17 protein-coding genes and 1 pseudogene are annotated in these 14895 nt (G+C 69.9%); 8 read left to right on the forward strand and 10 right to left on the reverse strand.

Annotated features, from left to right (window positions below; translation table 11 throughout):
* A pseudogene (locus tag HPY23_RS18270) lies at nucleotides 1–225 on the reverse strand (hypothetical protein); the annotation flags it as partial.
* A 137-nt stretch (nucleotides 226–362) separates the two neighbouring features.
* Here HPY23_RS18270 and HPY23_RS18275 point away from each other — a divergent pair.
* The 5 genes from HPY23_RS18275 to HPY23_RS18295 all read left to right on the forward strand — a co-directional run bounded on the left by HPY23_RS18275 (nucleotide 363) and on the right by HPY23_RS18295 (nucleotide 3233).
* Entirely contained in the window at nucleotides 363–1157 is a 795-nt protein-coding gene (locus tag HPY23_RS18275) for a phosphodiester glycosidase family protein (protein ID WP_091881632.1), read from the forward strand.
* Nucleotides 1158–1230: 73 nt separating this feature from the next.
* Nucleotides 1231–1734, forward strand: a complete 504-nt coding sequence (gene coaD / locus HPY23_RS18280; protein ID WP_048430190.1) for a pantetheine-phosphate adenylyltransferase — start codon at nucleotides 1231–1233, stop codon at nucleotides 1732–1734.
* A 29-nt stretch (nucleotides 1735–1763) separates the two neighbouring features.
* A complete protein-coding gene (locus tag HPY23_RS18285) occupies nucleotides 1764–2312 on the forward strand; it encodes a peptidylprolyl isomerase (protein ID WP_060846983.1) in 549 nt (182 codons plus the stop codon).
* Nucleotides 2313–2316: 4 nt separating this feature from the next.
* Complete coding sequence (locus HPY23_RS18290; protein WP_091881629.1) at nucleotides 2317–2781, forward strand: hypothetical protein; 465 nt, start codon at nucleotides 2317–2319, stop codon at nucleotides 2779–2781.
* The gene (locus tag HPY23_RS18295; protein WP_048430192.1) at nucleotides 2778–3233 is read left to right on the forward strand and encodes a peptidylprolyl isomerase; all 456 of its coding nucleotides are present in this window, start codon (nucleotides 2778–2780) and stop codon (nucleotides 3231–3233) included. Before HPY23_RS18290 ends, HPY23_RS18295 begins: the two co-directional genes overlap by 4 nt.
* 243 nt (nucleotides 3234–3476) lie before the next feature.
* Here HPY23_RS18295 and mobA read toward each other — a convergent pair whose 3' ends face one another.
* The 6 genes from mobA to HPY23_RS18325 form a co-directional block, all read right to left on the reverse strand.
* On the reverse strand, nucleotides 3477–4130 hold the full coding sequence (gene mobA, locus HPY23_RS18300) for a molybdenum cofactor guanylyltransferase MobA (RefSeq protein WP_280142890.1): 654 nt from the start codon (nucleotides 4128–4130) through the stop codon (nucleotides 3477–3479).
* Nucleotides 4127–5260, reverse strand: coding sequence for an Mrp/NBP35 family ATP-binding protein (locus HPY23_RS18305; RefSeq protein ID WP_060846981.1), 1134 nt, complete (start codon nucleotides 5258–5260; stop codon nucleotides 4127–4129). Before HPY23_RS18305 ends, mobA begins: the two co-directional genes overlap by 4 nt.
* Before the next feature lie 322 nt (nucleotides 5261–5582).
* Nucleotides 5583–6356 carry an ABC transporter ATP-binding protein gene (locus HPY23_RS18310; RefSeq protein ID WP_091881627.1) on the reverse strand — a complete coding sequence of 258 codons (774 nt, stop codon included), beginning with the start codon at nucleotides 6354–6356 and terminating at the stop codon, nucleotides 5583–5585.
* Complete coding sequence (locus tag HPY23_RS18315; protein ID WP_091881623.1) at nucleotides 6353–7384, reverse strand: FecCD family ABC transporter permease; 1032 nt, start codon at nucleotides 7382–7384, stop codon at nucleotides 6353–6355. The genes HPY23_RS18310 and HPY23_RS18315 overlap by 4 nt, the downstream gene beginning before the upstream one ends.
* Entirely contained in the window at nucleotides 7381–8403 is a 1023-nt protein-coding gene (locus HPY23_RS18320) for an iron ABC transporter substrate-binding protein (protein WP_091881619.1), read from the reverse strand. Before HPY23_RS18320 ends, HPY23_RS18315 begins: the two co-directional genes overlap by 4 nt.
* Before the next feature lie 238 nt (nucleotides 8404–8641).
* Nucleotides 8642–8851, reverse strand: a complete 210-nt coding sequence (locus HPY23_RS18325; protein WP_091881616.1) for a TOBE domain-containing protein — start codon at nucleotides 8849–8851, stop codon at nucleotides 8642–8644.
* A gap of 218 nt (nucleotides 8852–9069) precedes the next feature.
* Here HPY23_RS18325 and HPY23_RS18330 point away from each other — a divergent pair, with 218 nt between their 5' ends.
* The 3 genes from HPY23_RS18330 to HPY23_RS18340 all read left to right on the forward strand — a co-directional run bounded on the left by HPY23_RS18330 (nucleotide 9070) and on the right by HPY23_RS18340 (nucleotide 12242).
* The gene (locus HPY23_RS18330) at nucleotides 9070–9579 is read left to right on the forward strand and encodes a pyridoxamine 5'-phosphate oxidase family protein (RefSeq protein WP_058619404.1); all 510 of its coding nucleotides are present in this window, start codon (nucleotides 9070–9072) and stop codon (nucleotides 9577–9579) included.
* Between the two features lie 144 nt (nucleotides 9580–9723).
* Nucleotides 9724–11016 carry a nicotinate phosphoribosyltransferase gene (gene pncB, locus HPY23_RS18335; RefSeq protein ID WP_060846978.1) on the forward strand — a complete coding sequence of 431 codons (1293 nt, stop codon included), beginning with the start codon at nucleotides 9724–9726 and terminating at the stop codon, nucleotides 11014–11016.
* 212 nt (nucleotides 11017–11228) lie between these two features.
* Complete coding sequence (locus tag HPY23_RS18340; protein ID WP_091881614.1) at nucleotides 11229–12242, forward strand: NADP-dependent oxidoreductase; 1014 nt, start codon at nucleotides 11229–11231, stop codon at nucleotides 12240–12242.
* Nucleotides 12243–12246: 4 nt separating this feature from the next.
* Here HPY23_RS18340 and HPY23_RS18345 read toward each other — a convergent pair whose 3' ends face one another.
* The 3 genes from HPY23_RS18345 to HPY23_RS18355 all read right to left on the reverse strand — a co-directional run.
* Nucleotides 12247–12984, reverse strand: coding sequence for an RNA methyltransferase (locus tag HPY23_RS18345; protein ID WP_091881611.1), 738 nt, complete (start codon nucleotides 12982–12984; stop codon nucleotides 12247–12249).
* A complete protein-coding gene (locus HPY23_RS18350) occupies nucleotides 12981–13556 on the reverse strand; it encodes a hypothetical protein (protein ID WP_091881608.1) in 576 nt (191 codons plus the stop codon). The genes HPY23_RS18345 and HPY23_RS18350 overlap by 4 nt, the downstream gene beginning before the upstream one ends.
* Nucleotides 13553–14895, reverse strand: a 1343-nt coding sequence (locus HPY23_RS18355; protein ID WP_210346962.1) for an AAA family ATPase, incomplete at its 5' end; no start/stop codon positions are given. The genes HPY23_RS18350 and HPY23_RS18355, both read right to left, overlap by 4 nt.

Raw genomic sequence — 14895 nt, forward strand, 5'->3', positions numbered from 1 at the left:
GCCGAAGCCGGCCTGGCGGTAGCCGAAGCCGCCGCCGCGCCAGCCGCCGCCCGCGAACCCGCCGCGGAAGCCGCCGCCGCGGAACCCGCCGAACCCGCCGCCGTGGAAGCCCCCGCCGTGGAACCCGCCACCGCCGAAGCCGCCGAAGCCCCGCGCTTCCGCAGTGGCCGGCAGAGCCACCAGTGCACCCGCGAGGACTGCCGATGCCGCCAACATGACCTTCATGAGCCGATCTCCGTTCGCGTGAAGATGTCGAACCCCCAGGCCCACAGAACACCGCGGCGGGGTTTTCGGTTCATGCTGCAAAACGTCACGATCGCTCTATACCGGTAGCCGGATGTCGGCCGGACACGGAGAGGCTCATGGCGACGATCGGGGTGCGGGCGGGACGGATCGGGGCGCTGGTGGTCGGTGCGGGCCTGTGGCTCGGGCCCGCGCCCGCACCGGCGGCGCCCGCCACGCAAGCCGCCTCCGTGCCGGCCTCCCCCGCCGTCGCCTGCCGACCGCAGACCCATGAGGGCCAGGCCTATTCGGTCTGCACCGTCGATTTGCGCCGCGCCCGGGTGAAGCTGTTCTGGCGCGGGCCCGACGGGCTGCCCTACGGCTCGCTGTCGCGGCTCGCCGGCCAGCAGGGCGACAAGCTCGCCTTCGCGATGAATGCCGGCATGTACGATACCGGCCTCGGCCCCGTCGGCCTCTACGTCGAGGACGGGCGCGAGCTGAAGGCCGCCAACACCGCCAACGGCCCGGGCAACTTCCACCTGAAGCCGAACGGGGTGTTCTACGTGGCGGGCGACAAGGCGGGCGTGCTCGAGACCGGGCGCTACCTGAAGGCCCATCCCAAGGCCGAGTTCGCCACCCAGTCCGGCCCGATGCTGGTGATCAACAACCGCATCCACCCAAAGATCTCCGAGGACGGCCCGTCGCAGAAGATCCGCAACGGCGTCGGCGTGCGGCCGGACGGGCGCACGGCGGTCTTCGCGATCTCGGAGGCGCCGGTGACCTTCGGGGCCTTCGCGCGGCTGTTTCGCGACACGCTCGGCTGCCCCAACGCGCTCTTCCTGGACGGCAGCGTGTCGAGCCTCTACGCGCCGGCGCTCGGCCGGCAGGACCTGAGCCGGCCGCTCGGGCCGCTGGTCGGGGCCGTGACCAAATGAGGCCGGCGCAAGCAGGGCCGGCCCGGGGCCGGGCGGTTCCGTTGCGCCTAAAAATGCTCTACGTGGGGCCACGATGAACCGCACCGCGCTCTATGCCGGCTCCTTCGATCCGGTGACCAACGGCCATCTCGATGTGGTGCGCCAGGCCTGCCGCCTGGTCGGCCGCCTCGTCGTCGCGATCGGCGTGCATCCGGGCAAGACCCCGCTCTTCTCCGCCGAGGAGCGGGCGGACCTGATCCGCGCCACCTGCGGCCCGCTCGCCGCCGAGACCGGCACGGTGCTGGAGGTCGTCAGCTTCGCCGACCTCGCGGTGGCGGCGGCGCGGCGCCACGGCGCCAGCCTGTTCATCCGCGGTTTGCGCGACGGCACCGATCTCGATTACGAGATGCAGCTCGCCGGCATGAACGGCGCCATGGCGCCGGAGGTGCAGACCGTGTTCCTGCCGGCCTCGACCGGCGTGCGGCCGATCACCGCCACCCTGGTCCGCCAGATCGCCGCCATGGGCGGCGACGTGCGGCCCTTCGTGCCCGCGGCGGTGGCCGACCGCCTGAGCGCCCGCTTCGCCCCGTCCGCCTGACGCGGCCGATTTCCACCCAGGAGACCTCCATGATCCGCTGGCTCGCAGCCCTGGTGCTGTCCGTCGCCGCCCTCGGCATCGCCGCCCCGGCGAGCGCCGCGCCCGACCAGAACACCGTCTACCTCGACACCAAGGACGGCCGCGTCACCATCCAGCTGCGGCCCGACCTGGCGCCCAAGCACGTCCAGCAGATCAAGACGCTGACGAAGCGCGGCTTCTACAACGGCATCGTGTTCCACCGGGTCATCGACGGCTTCATGGCCCAGACCGGCGACCCGACCGGCACCGGCATGGGCAAGTCCGACCTGCCGAACATCCCGGCGGAGTTCTCCAAGACCCCGTTCAAGCGCGGCACCGTCGGCATGGCCCGCTCGCAGGATCCGAACTCGGCCAACTCGCAGTTCTTCATCTGCTTCGGCGACGCCTCGTTCCTCAACAACCAGTACACGGTGGTGGGCGAGGTGACCTCGGGCATGGACGTGGTCGACAAGATCAAGAAGGGCTCGTCGGCCCAGAACGGCACCGTGCAGAGCCCGGACAAGATCGTCCGGATGAGCCTCGCCCAGGACGGCCAGTAGGCCGTTGCGCGGCGGGCTCTCGCTGGCCGGCCTCGCGCTGGCGGTCTCGACCGCGCCCGCCGCCGCGCAGTTCGACGTCACCGACAACCCCTCGGTGCTCTCGCTGCCGACCACCCTGCGGGCGACCGTGCGGGTGCCGGTGACGCCGCCGCCCGAGGGCCCCGCCGACACCCTGGCGGACCTCTACCCCCGGCTCGCCGCCTGCTGGCGCGCACCGGCCGATCTCGGGGCCTCCGCCATCACCCTGCGCTTCGCGCTGCGGCGGGACGGGAGCCTCCAGGGCACCCCGCGGATCACCTTCACGCGCGTTCCGCCCCGGCGGCGGGACGCGCTCGCCGCCGAAACGCTCTCGTCGCTCGCCCACTGCACCCCGGCGCGGCTGACGGCGGGGCTCGGCGGCGCCGTCGCGGGGCGTCCCATCGCCCTGCGTTTCGTCTACCCTGGTCCGATTCAAGGAGACCGACCATGACCGACAGCAACCGACTCGTGATGGAGACCAGCAAGGGCCGCGTGGTCATCCAGCTGCGCCCCGACCTCGCCCCCAACCACGTCGAGCGGATCACGACCCTCTCGGAGCAGGGCTTCTACGACGGCGTGCCGTTCCACCGCGTGATCGACGGCTTCATGGCCCAGACCGGCGACCCGACCGGCACCGGCACCGGCGGCTCCGAGCTGCCCGACCTGAAGGCCGAGTTCAACGCCGAGCCGCACGTGCGCGGCACCTGCTCGATGGCCCGCACCAACTTCCCGCACTCGGCCAACTCGCAGTTCTTCATCTGCTTTGCCGACGCCCGCTTCCTCGACAAGCAGTACACGGTGTGGGGCAAGGTGGTCGAAGGCATGGACGTGATCGACCAGATCAAGCGCGGCGAGCCGGTGCGCGATCCCGACACCATCAAGTCGATGCGCGTCGAGGCGTAAGCCTCAAGTTCAGGGGCGAACGCGCCCGATACGGGCGCGAGACCCCTCCCCCCCTCTGCGGGGGAGGGTGGGCCCTGCGTCAGCAGGGACCGGGAGAGGGGTAGCGCGACGCCGTTCCAGAAGGCGTCCCTCACGACGGCTCCGCCATGTCCGGAAACGGCGTCCCCTCTCCCGCCCCGGCATGAGTGCTTCGCACTCGTCGCGGGGCCCCCCGCCGAGGGCGGAGGGTTATATTTCGGAGCCCTACTGGATCGTCGCGCGGCCCTTGTCCGCCAGCAGCCGCTCCGCCGCAAAGACATCCTCCGGCGTGTTGAGGTTCAGGAACGGGTCCACCGGCTCCGTCTCCCACGCCGCCTCCGCGGCGTTGTGCCGGGCGATCCACATCCCGACCCGCCGCAGGCCGCGCTCGACCAGCGCCGTCCGCAGGTCGTGGCGCAAGCTCACCGCCCAGACCCCGTTCACGAAATGCAGCTGCCCGCCCGAGGCCGCCACCGCCATCGCGACGCCATCGCGGGCCCGCGCCGCGTGGAGCCGGGCGACGAAGTCGTTCGGCAGGAACGGCGTGTCGCCGGCCACGCTCGCGACGTAAGCCACGTCCGGGTGGTGGCTCGCGCAGAAATCGAGGGCGGCGAGCACGCCGGCGAGGGGCCCGGGGGCGTCGGGCAGCGAGTCCGGCACCACGAAGCCCGTGAAAGCACGGAAGCGCGCCGGATCGCCGTTGGCGTTGAGGATCAGGCCGGCGGAGCATTGCGGGCGTAAGCGCTCCGCCACCCGCTCGAGCAGGGTTTTCTCGCCGAGGCGCAAGAGCGGCTTGTCGCCGCCGCCCATCCGGCGGGAGAGCCCGCCGGCCAGGATCACCCCGAGGGTCGGGGGCACGCTCCCGTGCGCGACGCTCACTCGATCACGATCCGGGGCGCCGGGCGCGGGCCGGCGCCACCGCTCAGCCCGGCCCACAGGCCGGCGGCGATGGTCCGGTAGGCGGCGGCCTGCGGCCCGTCGGGATCGACCGCGACGACCGGCCGGCCGGAATCGGAGGATTCGCGGATCGTCATGTTGAGCGGCACCTCGCCGAGGAACGGCACGCCCAGGGTCTCGGCCTCGTGGCGGGCGCCGCCATGGCCGAAGATGTGCGAGGTGCCGCCGCAATGCGGGCAGACGAAGGTCGCCATGTTCTCGACCACGCCGAGGATCGGCACCTCGACCCGGCGGAACATCGTGACCGCGCGGCGCGCGTCGATCAGCGCGAGGTCCTGCGGCGTCGAGACGATCACCGCGCCGGCCAGCGGCGTCGCCTGCGCCAGCGTCAGCTGCGCGTCGCCGGTGCCGGGGGGCATGTCGACGATCAGCACGTCGAGTTCGCCCCAGGCGACCTCGCGCAGGAGCTGGGTCAGGGCCGATTGCACCATCGGGCCGCGCCAGATCATCGCCGTGTCGGCGGAGATCAGGAAGCCGATCGACATCACCGCCAGGCCGTAGCCGTTGAGCGGCACGATGCGTTGGCCCTGCGGCGTGTTGATCGTCTCGGGCTTGCGGTCGAGGCCGAAGAGTTTCGGCACCGAGGGGCCGTAGATGTCGGCATCGAGGAGCCCGACCTTCAGACCTTGGGCGCGGAGCGCCAGGGCGAGGTTGCAGGCGGTGGTCGACTTGCCGACGCCGCCCTTGCCCGAGGCCACCGCCACGATGTGGCGCACCCCCGGCAGGGCCGGGCCGGGCCGCGGCCCACCCTGGGGCGCGCCGCCCGGGGCGGCGGGACGGGGCGGGGCGCCGGCGCCGGGGCCGCGCTCGCCCGTGAGGCTCGCCAGCGCCGCGTTGACGCCCGGAATCTTCAGCACCGCGATCTCGGCCGCCTGCCGCACGGCCTCGAAGGCCTTGGCCTCCGGCGGCGCGATGCCGATCGAGAACACCACCCGGCCATTGGGGTCGATGACGATCTCCGACAGGCGGCCGGAGGCCGGCAGGCTGGTTCCCGCCGCATCGACCGTCACGCCCGCGAGCGCCTTCAGCACGTCGTCCCGGGTGATCGCCACGTCGTCTCGCTCCTGTCCGCACCACGTATCCGTCCGGCGTCATGTAACCCCTGCGCCGGGAAACGCCAGCGCGACGGGGACGGCCATCGGTGGGGGGAGGCGCAGCGCGCCGTCATGAAGCGTCCCATGGTCGGCGTCGGCCGGACCGACGACCGTGCAGGTTTCTTCTCCATCCCACCCTCGACCTCATCCTGAGGTGTCGGCGATCGCAGATCGCACGCGATCGAAGATCGACTGACCTCGAAGGAGGGCCCCTTTCAGTCGCACCTCAGGACGAGGTCGCGAACGAGACGGGCCTCCGTCGCCGGCGTCGAACGGACGTTCACCCTCCCGGCAGGAAGGCCCGCGCGCCGCTCTCCGGATCCCGCACCTCCTCGACCGGCGCGCCGTAGAGCCGGCTCAAGCTGGCGGCGTCCAGCACCTGCCCCACCGGGCCGGCGGCGAGGGGCCGGCCGGCCTGCAGGAGCAGCGCCCGGTCGGCGTAGCGGGCGGCCTGGTTGGGGTCGTGGGTGGTGAAGAGGAGGCCGAGCCCGTCGGCGCGCAGCCGCAGGATCTCGGCCATCACCCGGCCCTGGTTGCCGAAATCGAGGCTGGCGGTCGGCTCGTCGAGAACGACGATGCGGGGCTCCTGCGCCAGCGCCCGGGCGACCAGCACGAGCTGGCGCTCGCCGCCCGACAGCCGCGTCACCGGCCGCTCGGCGAGATGGGCGATGCCCATCCGGGCAAGGGCCCGTTCCGCCGCCGCGTGGTCGGCCCGGGACGGGGCTTGGAGCAGGCCGGTGCGGCTCGTGCGTCCCATCAGCACCACGGCGCGCGCCGTGAACGCGAAGACGCTCGCGCCGGCCTGGGGCACGTAGGCCATCGCCCGCGCGCGCTCCCGGGCGGTGAGGTCGGCAAGCGGCCGGCCCTCGACCCGGATGGTGCCGGCGAGCGCCGGCAGGAGGCCCAGCAGGGTCTTGAGCAGCGTGGTCTTGCCGCCGCCGTTGGGCCCGAGCAGCGCCATCGCCTCGCCGGCGGCGAGGTCCAGCGAGAGATCGCGGCCGATCTTCCGGCCGGGATACCCGAAGGCGAGGGCGTCGGCCTGGAGCAGGGTCACGACCAGTCCCGCTCCGCCCGGGCGAGCAGCCAGAGGAACACCGGCGTGCCGACGAAGGCGGTGAGGATGCCGAGCGGCACTTCCACCGGCGCCACCGTGCGGGCGAGCGTGTCGATGGTGAGCAGCGTGCCGGCTCCCAGCAGCGCCGCCGTCGGGATCAGCCGGCCGAAGCCGGGGCCGACGAGGAAGCGGGCGAGGTGCGGCACCACCAGCCCGACCCAGCCGACGATGCCGGCAGTCGCCACACTCGTCGCGGTGACGAGGGTGGCGGCCGCCACCACCGCGACCCGCAGGGGACCGGTGGCGAGGCCGAGCGAGCGCGCCTCCTCGTCGGGCAGGGACAGGACGTCGAGGCGCCAGCGCAGGAGGAGGAGAAGGCCGGTGCCGAGGATCACGGGCCCGGCGAGCGGCAGGAGGTCGGCGGGATGCGTGCCCGACAGGCTGCCGAGCAGCCAGAAGGTCATCGCCGGGAGCTGGTTGTAGGGATCGGCGAGGTATTTGATCAGCCCGACCCCGGCGCCGAGGAGCGAGCCGATGACGATGCCGGCGAGCACCAGCACCAGCACCGGATCGCGCCCCGACAGGGCGGCGCCGAGCCCGTAGACGCAGGCCACCGCGAGCAGCCCTCCCGCGAAGGCCAGCCCCTGGATCGCCAGCACCCCCAGCGAGAGCCAGATGCCCGCGACCGCGCCGAGCGCCGCCCCCGAGGAGGCGCCGAGGATGTCGGGCGAGACCAGGGGATTGCGAAACAAACCCTGGAAGGCGGTACCGGCGACCGCCAGCGCCGCGCCGACCAGGATCGCCGCGGCGATGCGGGGGCCGCGGATCTGCAGGACCACCGCCTCGACGGCCGGCGCCACGTCCGGCGCGTGGCCGGTGAGCCGGCCGGCGAGGACGCGGGCGACGTCGAGGAGGGAGACCGGGTAGCGCCCGACCCCGAAGGCGAGGGCGGCGGCGAGCACCAGGGCGAGGAGCGCCAGCCAGGGCCCGCCGAGCCGGATCGCCCGGGCGCCCGCGACACCGCTCACCGCGTTTCCGCCAGCACGCGGTCGAGGGCCGGATCGTCCGGCGTGACGTGGTAGAGCCGGCCGTAGAGGTCGCGGGCGACCGCCCGGATATCCTCCGGGAAGAGCGCCGGGTACAGGACCTTGCCGAGCCACCACAGGCCGGCCAGCCGGTTGACCGAGGGCGGAAAATCGACCCAGCCGAAGGGCAGCGACGGGCTGACGTGCAGGCGGTTCGCCCGCAGGGCCGGGGTCGCCTGCCACAGCGGATCCTGGCGCGCGGCGGCCGCGAAGGCGGGATCGAGGGCGACGACGACGTCGGGCGCCCAGGCGACCACGTCCTCGGGCGAGACCTGCGCCAGGCCGCCGCCGGGACCGGCGACGTTGGCGGCGCCCATCAGCGCCAGCGCCTCGACGTTGATCGAGCCCGCCCGCGCGGTCTCGAGGCCGCGCGGGCCGCGGGCGAGGTAGACCCGGGGGCGCTTGTCTTCCGGCACCCTGGCGACGCGCTCGCGCATCGTCGCCAGGGTGCTCTGGCTGAGGGCGGCGAGGGGCTCGGCGTCGCGCCCGATCAGCCGGCCGAGGCTGCGATAGGTGGCCGGCGCGGAGGCGAGACGCCCGTCGAGGAGGGCATAGGGGATGCCGGTCTGGCCCTGCACCCGGTCGGCGAGCGAGCGGTAGGTCTCGGCGGTCGAGCCGACATCGAGGATCAGGTCCGGCTTGAGCGCCAGGACCGATTCGAGGTTGGCGGTGTTGCCGCGCCCGGTGAGCCGTCCGACCTCCGGCAGGTCGGCGGCCCGGGGCAGGAGATAGGGCTTCTCCGAGGGCCGGATCGCCCGCGGCCAGCCGAGCAGCAATTCGGGGGCGAGGGTGTAGAGCAGGATCGCCGCCGGGGGGCCGGCGGGAAACACCCGGGCGACGGGGGTGCGCAGGCCGTCGAGGGTCCGGCCGGCATCGTCCCGCGGGGGATCGGCGGCGCGGGCCGCGTTTGCCAGCGCGAAGGCTGCGGAGCCGGTCAAGAGGGAGCGTCGATCGAGCGGCATCGCCAAGGCACTCGGGGCGTGGTCGACTGGAATGCCGAATATCATCCCACCCAATCCACCTCATCCTGAGGTGTTAGTCGATCAGCGATCGACTGACCTCGAAGGAGGGCTCCAGGGATCGCCGAGGCATCTGGAGCCCTCCTTCGAGGCCTCCGCTTTGCTCCGGCACCTCAGGACGAGGTCGCGGGTAGGACGAACGAGGCATCCGTGGAGCCGTTCGAATCAACGGAGCGGCGTCTCAATCCGTCGCGATCATCACGTCGCTGGACTTGATCACCGCCTTCACGGTCTTGCCGGGGGCGAGGCCCAGCTCGTCGGCGGATTCGTTGGTGATCGCCGCGGTGACGACCTGCCCGCCGGCGAGCTCGACCCGGACATGGGCGGTGGTGACGCCCTTCTTCACCTCGACGACCTTGCCGTCGAGCTGGTTGCGCGCACTGATCTTCATCGTCGGCTCTCCCCGGCGGCCCGCCGTGCAGGCGCCTTCCGCGGCACAGATAGGCGAGGCCGGCCGATCCGGCGAGCCGTACGATCGAGGATTTCATGGGAGGGTTTCATGGCCGAGTTTCGATAGCGGGGAACCGAAACCAAAGCGGACATCGTCCGTTGTCGTGCAGCTTCGAGCGGGCCCGCCCGCTCGTCCCGGACTTCAAGGGAGACCCACCGATGCACCAGGGCAGCCACCGCGACCACGAGGGCGCAAAGAAGCTCTTCGCGATGATCAAGGACGTGAAGGTCGCGATGATGACCACGGCCGATTCCGACGGCCAGCTGCGCAGCCGCCCGATGTGGAACCAGGACGCGGACGAGAACGGCGACCTCTGGTTCTTCGTCAAGCAGGACGCGCCGGTGACCAACGAGATCGGCCGCGACAACCAGGTCAACCTCTCGTATTCCGATCCGTCGAGCCAGAACTACGTCTCGGTGTCGGGCAAGGCCGAGATCGTGCGCGACAAGGCGCATATCGACGCCAAGTGGAGCGAAAGCCTGAAGACCTGGTTCCCGGGCGGCAAGGACGACCCGTCGGTGGCGCTGATCCGCGTCCACCCCGAGAAGGGCGAGTACTGGGACAGCCCGAACTCGACGATGCTGCACCTCTACGGCTACGTGAAGGCCGCCGTCACCGGCGAGTCGCCGAAGACCGAGAAGAAGGCGGTCGACCTCGGCGCCCGCTGAGGTCCGTCCTCGCCGACTGGGGGCTGCGCGGGCCGGCGGCTTGACTCCGGCCCGCGAACCGTGCGGGCTTCGCGGCCTCCGCCGCCCCCGGGCGGCGTGCCGGCCGCTCGCAGGAGGCGGTCCCAAGTCAGGCAGGCACGGGCGATGCTCGATCTCGCGACCAGGGTCTACAACCACACCTGGAAGATCGATCCGATCATCCGCTCCGTGCTCGACACGGACTTCTACAAGCTCCTGATGGCGCAGACGATCTTCCGGCGCCACCGGGACGTCTCGGTCACCTTCGGGATCCAGAACCGCACCAGCCGCATCCGGCTCGCCGACCTGATCGACCCCGGCGAATTGCGCGAGCAGCTCGACCATTGCCGGTCTCTGCGGCTGACCCGGGGCGAATCGACCTGGCTGCGCGGCAACACCTTCTACGGAAGGCGCCAGATGTTCTCGCCGGACTTCATGGACTGGCTCGAGAACTTCCGCTTTCCCGACTACCTCCTGGAGAAGCAGGACGGGCAATACGTCCTCACCTTCCACGGCCCGTGGATCGAGACCACGATGTGGGAGGTGCCCGCACTCGCCATCCTCAACGAGCTGCGCTCGCGCGGCGTGCTCAAGGGCATGGGCAAGTTCGAGCTCCAGGTGCTCTACGCCCGGGCGATGACGCGGATCTGGGAGAAGATCGAGCGGCTCAAGAACCTGCCGGGCCTCTCCATCGCCGATTTCGGCACGCGGCGGCGCCACGGCTTCCTGTGGCAGGACTGGTGCGTCGAGGCGATGATCGAGGGGCTGGGCTCGAGCTTCCTCGGCACCTCGAACTGCCTGATCGCGCTGCGCCACGACATCGAGGCGGTGGGCACCAACGCCCACGAGCTGCCGATGGTCTACTCGGCGCTGGCCGAGACCGAGGAGGACCTCGCCCGCGCACCCTACCTGGTGCTGGCCGACTGGCAGCGCGATTATGCCGGCAACCTCCTGGTGATCCTGCCCGATACCTACGGCACCACCGGCTTCCTCGAGCGCGGCCCCGCCTGGATGGCGGACTGGACCGGCATCCGCATCGACTCGAAGGACCCGATCGAGGGCGGAGAGGAGGCCATCCGCTGGTGGACCCAGCACGGCCGCAATCCGCGCGAGAAGCTGGCGATCTTCTCCGACGGGCTCGACGTCGACGTGATCGAGCGGATCCACCGGCATTTCCACGGCCGCCTGCGCATCGGCTACGGCTGGGGCACGCTGCTCACCAACGACTTCCGCGGCCTGGCGCCGGACGGGCGCCTCGACCCGATCTCGATCGTCTGCAAGGTGATCTCGGCCAACGGCCACCCGACCGTGAAGCTCTCCGACAACCCGACCAAGGCGCTCGGACCCGAGGAGGAGGTCGAGCGCTACAAGCGGGTCTTCGGCGTCGGCACCCAGCAGGCGGTGCCGGTGCTGGTCTGAGTCCCGGCCCGACCTGAGGGCGTCGTCCCGCCCTTCGAAGCTCTGACAATCTCTCGCCGACGCGGCGCCGGCGCGCGGGACTCCCCTTTCCAAGCGGTGCCTTCCTTCCCAAGTGCGGTCTTTCCCGGTTGCGGTCCCTGCGAAGCGCGACCGCAACGGCGCGCGGGCGCGGCGGCAAAGCCGTGCCCCAACCCCACGAGGAGGTCCCCCGCATGTCCGACGTGAACCGCCGCATCGTCCTGGCGTCCCGGCCGCACGGCGAGCCGACGCCGGCCCATTTCCGGCTCGAGCGCGGCACGGTGCCGGTGGCGCATGACGGCGAGGTGCTGCTGCGCAACCATTACCTCTCGCTCGATCCCTACATGCGCGGCCGGATGAGCGCGGCGAAGTCCTACGCCAAGCCGGTCGAGATCAACGACGTGATGGTCGGCGCCACGGTGTCGGAGGTGGTGGCCTCGCACCATCCGGGCTTTGCGGTCGGCGAGACCGTGCTGGCCTATGGCGGCTGGCAGGATTTTGCCGTGTCGAACGGCCAGGGCCTGCGCAAGCTCGACCCCTCGGCGGCGCCCGTCACCACCGCGCTCGGCGTGCTCGGCATGCCGGGCATGACCGCCTATACCGGACTTCTCACCATCGGGGCGCCGAAGGCCGGCGAGACCGTGGTGGTGGCCGCCGCCACCGGCCCGGTCGGCTCGCTCGTCGGCCAGATCGCCAAGCTCAAAGGGGCGCGCACGGTCGGCATCGCCGGCGGGGCCGACAAGTGCCGCCACCTCACCGAGGATCTCGGCTTCGACGCGGCGGTCGACCACCGTTCCGGCGACCTGCCGGCCGCGCTCGCGGCGGCCTGCCCGGACGGCATCGACGTCTATTTCGAGAATGTCGGCGGCGCGGTGTTCGACGCGGTGCTGCCGCTGCTGAACGACTTCGCCCGCATCCCGGTCTGCGGCCTCGTCGCCAACTACAACATGACCGAGCTGCCCCCCGGGCCCGACCGGGTGCCGGCGCTGATGCGCGCCGTCCTGAGCAAGCGCCTCACCTTCCGCGGCTTCATCGTCTCCGACTTCGCCGACCAGGGGCCGGCCTTCCTCGAGGAGGTCGGCCAGTGGCTGCGCAAGGGCAAGATCCGCTACCGCGAGGACGTGGTCGAGGGGCTGGAGAGCGCGCCGGAGGCCTTCATCGGCCTGCTCAAGGGCCGCAACTTCGGGAAACTGGTGGTGAAGCTGTAGGGCTTCACTCCTCCGGGGGGCGCCGCGTCAGGGCGCGCAACGCCCCCCGGAAGCTGCGCACGTCCTGCTCGGTCATCGCCATGCGGTGGAACATGTCGCGCATGTTGCGGATCATCCCGTCGCGCTTGGCCGGCGGGTAGTAGCCGGCGGCGTCGAGGTCGGCCTCCAGGCTCTCGAACAGCGAGATCAGGGCCTCCCGGGGCGCCGGGCCGGTGCGCATGGCGCCCGAGAAGGGCAGCACCGCCCGGCCCGCCGCCCGCCGCCACTCGTAGGCGACGAGGAGCACGCTCTGGGCGAGGTTGAGCGAGGCGTGATCGGGATCGACCGGGAAGGTGACGATGGCATCCGCCAGCGAGACCTCGTCGTTCGACAGCCCGACCCGCTCGCGGCCGAACAGGATGCCGACCCTCTCCCCCGCGGACAGCCGCCCGGCCGCCTCCGCCATGCCCTCGTCGGGCCCGAAGACCCGCTTCATCTGGCCCCGTTCCCGCGCCGTGGTGGCGAGCACGTAGTGGAGGTCGCCCAGGGCCTCGGCGACGGTGGCGAAGATCCTCGCGCCGTCGAGGACGTGGGTGGCGTTGGACGCCGTCTCGCGCACGCCCTTCATCGGCCAGCCGCCCTTCGGCGCGACGATCCGCAGGGCGTCGAGCCCGAAATTCCCCATTGCGCGGGCGGTCATGCCGATATTCTCGGCGAGCTGCGGCTCGACCAGGATGATGACGGGGCGGGGTGGTGTGTTCATGACTCAGGCTGTCTTAACGCATCGATCCGGCCGGCAAGCCGATCGAAATCCTCGGGGCACAGCCGTCGGATACGGTCTATGCGCCGGGCAGCCTCGCGGCCAAGGGTGCGACGCCCGCCGCCCGGCTCCGCGGTCAACCGGCGGGACGCCGCCAGCGGTACGAAGTGGCGCTCCTTAACGTCGCGCTCGGCCCGAATCTCGGCCCAGCGCACCGGCCCCTGCAGGTCGAGTCCGGCGAGCGCCCAAGTTTCTAGCTCCTCCCACGCCTCGCAGGCGAGGAACCGGACTCGTGGCGTAAAGTGCATCTCGATTTCATCGAGGCGAGCGCGGCGATGCGGATTGGCATCCCGATCGACACAGAGCAGGAAGACATCGACCATACCCCAGTGACGGTTGATCACTTCCTCAAGTCGCTCCAACTTCATTGCCTCATCGATGCCACCGAGGAGTGGATCGCGACAGACCCGCAGCTTCGGCCGCGGAAAGCCAAGGCAGGCGAGGAGCGCCGTGAGGATCGGTTCGAGGAGATGCTGATCGTTGCGAAAGTCCTCGGGAATCACGAGAAATTTCATTCGGCGGCCTCAGCCGGATCGTCGAAGTACAGCGCGTCCTCGAACCAGCCCGACGAGTGCAACCGGCCGAGGGTCTGGGTCTTGCGCAATTCGACGATGTGCGGAAGCTCACTGACGCGACGGATGATCGACCCACCTGCACCCATTGGCCGATAAACAACTGATGTGCTCTCGAAAGTCGTCTCGCCGATAATGGTAAGCAGGTCAGGCGAATGCGTAGTGGTTACCACCTGAACTGTTGAATCGGCAACGCGACGCTCGATGAGGTCGATTAGCACACGCATCCGGGACGGATGCAAACCGTTATCGATTTCCTCGAAAAAAAATAGACTTCGATCTTGATCTGATAATAAGGCCGCAGCCATGGCGAGAAAGCGTAAGGTTCCGTCTGAAGCGCTGAACGCGGATATTCTACCGCCTTCAATATCCTTCAAAAATAATATGATTCTTCCAGTAGCGTCAGCCTCAAATTCAAAATCGGATACTTCAAGCGGCGTCAGTTCTGACACCCACGCAACAAGCGCATTCTTGCGATCAGCATCAAGACAAAGAGCCTGAAGAACAGCAGAAAGGTTTTCACCGCTCTCTCCCAGTACATCTAAACCCGGGAAAGACGGCTGTCGCATTGCATCTGCCGAAAGATCGAGAAAACGGATTGCACCCAGGGTCGCAACAACCTTCTCGATCATACTACGCAGCTCAATAGATACGCCGCGACGAGTCTCAAGCTGTGTCAAAATCGGTCGATCACGTCGTAGATTGACTCGTTTACCGTGACCGCGGGCGCCATCCGCTGCACGCAGACGTATAGTCACATCGTCGTCGTCATCACCTGGACCGAGCGTCTGAAAAACAGGCTGCTTCCACGGACTATCTTCCGTTTGCAAAGATTCAGATTCTACGCGAAACCGGCCGCGAACATCCTGATGAGAGACTGTAATCTCATAAACAAACTTACCCTTACCTTCTGTTCCGACCACAGCTTTGATCGTTAGACTACGCTGGCCGAAACGAACTATCTCGGACGTGGTTCCTCGCAGCGGCGCCCACTCCCTGTACCCGCCCTCGCCGTACTTCCCACCGATGATTTCAGGCAACGTATACCCACGCCCGATCCCGTGCAGGAATCGGAATGCATCACGCAGATTGCTCTTGCCACTCGCATTTGCGCCGACAACGACCGTCAGGCCGCCGACTTTTAGTGTGGCGTCCGCAAAGCTCTTGAAATTTTGGTTCTTCGTCATTCGGGGTTGATAGGGGCTCACAGTAGCCCCGCCTCCAAATCGGCCTCCAGGGTTGATAGCGGCATCCCGTAGTACCGCCAGGGGCCGTAGATCGG

Source organism: Methylobacterium ajmalii (assembly GCF_016613415.1).
Taxonomy (GTDB): domain Bacteria; phylum Pseudomonadota; class Alphaproteobacteria; order Rhizobiales; family Beijerinckiaceae; genus Methylobacterium; species Methylobacterium ajmalii.

Excerpts from the sequence above, each read along its gene's own strand:
- HPY23_RS18275 (WP_091881632.1), top strand. The coding sequence starts at position 363 with ATGGCGACGATCGGGGTGCGGGCGGGACGGATCGGGGCGCTGGTGGTC.
- coaD (WP_048430190.1), top strand. The coding sequence starts at position 1,231 with ATGAACCGCACCGCGCTCTATGCCGGCTCCTTCGATCCGGTGACCAAC.
- HPY23_RS18285 (WP_060846983.1), top strand. The coding sequence starts at position 1,764 with ATGATCCGCTGGCTCGCAGCCCTGGTGCTGTCCGTCGCCGCCCTCGGC.
- HPY23_RS18295 (WP_048430192.1), top strand. The coding sequence starts at position 2,778 with ATGACCGACAGCAACCGACTCGTGATGGAGACCAGCAAGGGCCGCGTG.
- HPY23_RS18320 (WP_091881619.1), bottom strand. The coding sequence starts at position 8,403 with ATGCCGCTCGATCGACGCTCCCTCTTGACCGGCTCCGCAGCCTTCGCG.
- HPY23_RS18325 (WP_091881616.1), bottom strand. The coding sequence starts at position 8,851 with ATGAAGATCAGTGCGCGCAACCAGCTCGACGGCAAGGTCGTCGAGGTG.
- HPY23_RS18330 (WP_058619404.1), top strand. The coding sequence starts at position 9,070 with ATGCACCAGGGCAGCCACCGCGACCACGAGGGCGCAAAGAAGCTCTTC.
- pncB (WP_060846978.1), top strand. The coding sequence starts at position 9,724 with ATGCTCGATCTCGCGACCAGGGTCTACAACCACACCTGGAAGATCGAT.
- HPY23_RS18340 (WP_091881614.1), top strand. The coding sequence starts at position 11,229 with ATGTCCGACGTGAACCGCCGCATCGTCCTGGCGTCCCGGCCGCACGGC.
- HPY23_RS18345 (WP_091881611.1), bottom strand. The coding sequence starts at position 12,984 with ATGAACACACCACCCCGCCCCGTCATCATCCTGGTCGAGCCGCAGCTC.
- HPY23_RS18350 (WP_091881608.1), bottom strand. The coding sequence starts at position 13,556 with ATGAAATTTCTCGTGATTCCCGAGGACTTTCGCAACGATCAGCATCTC.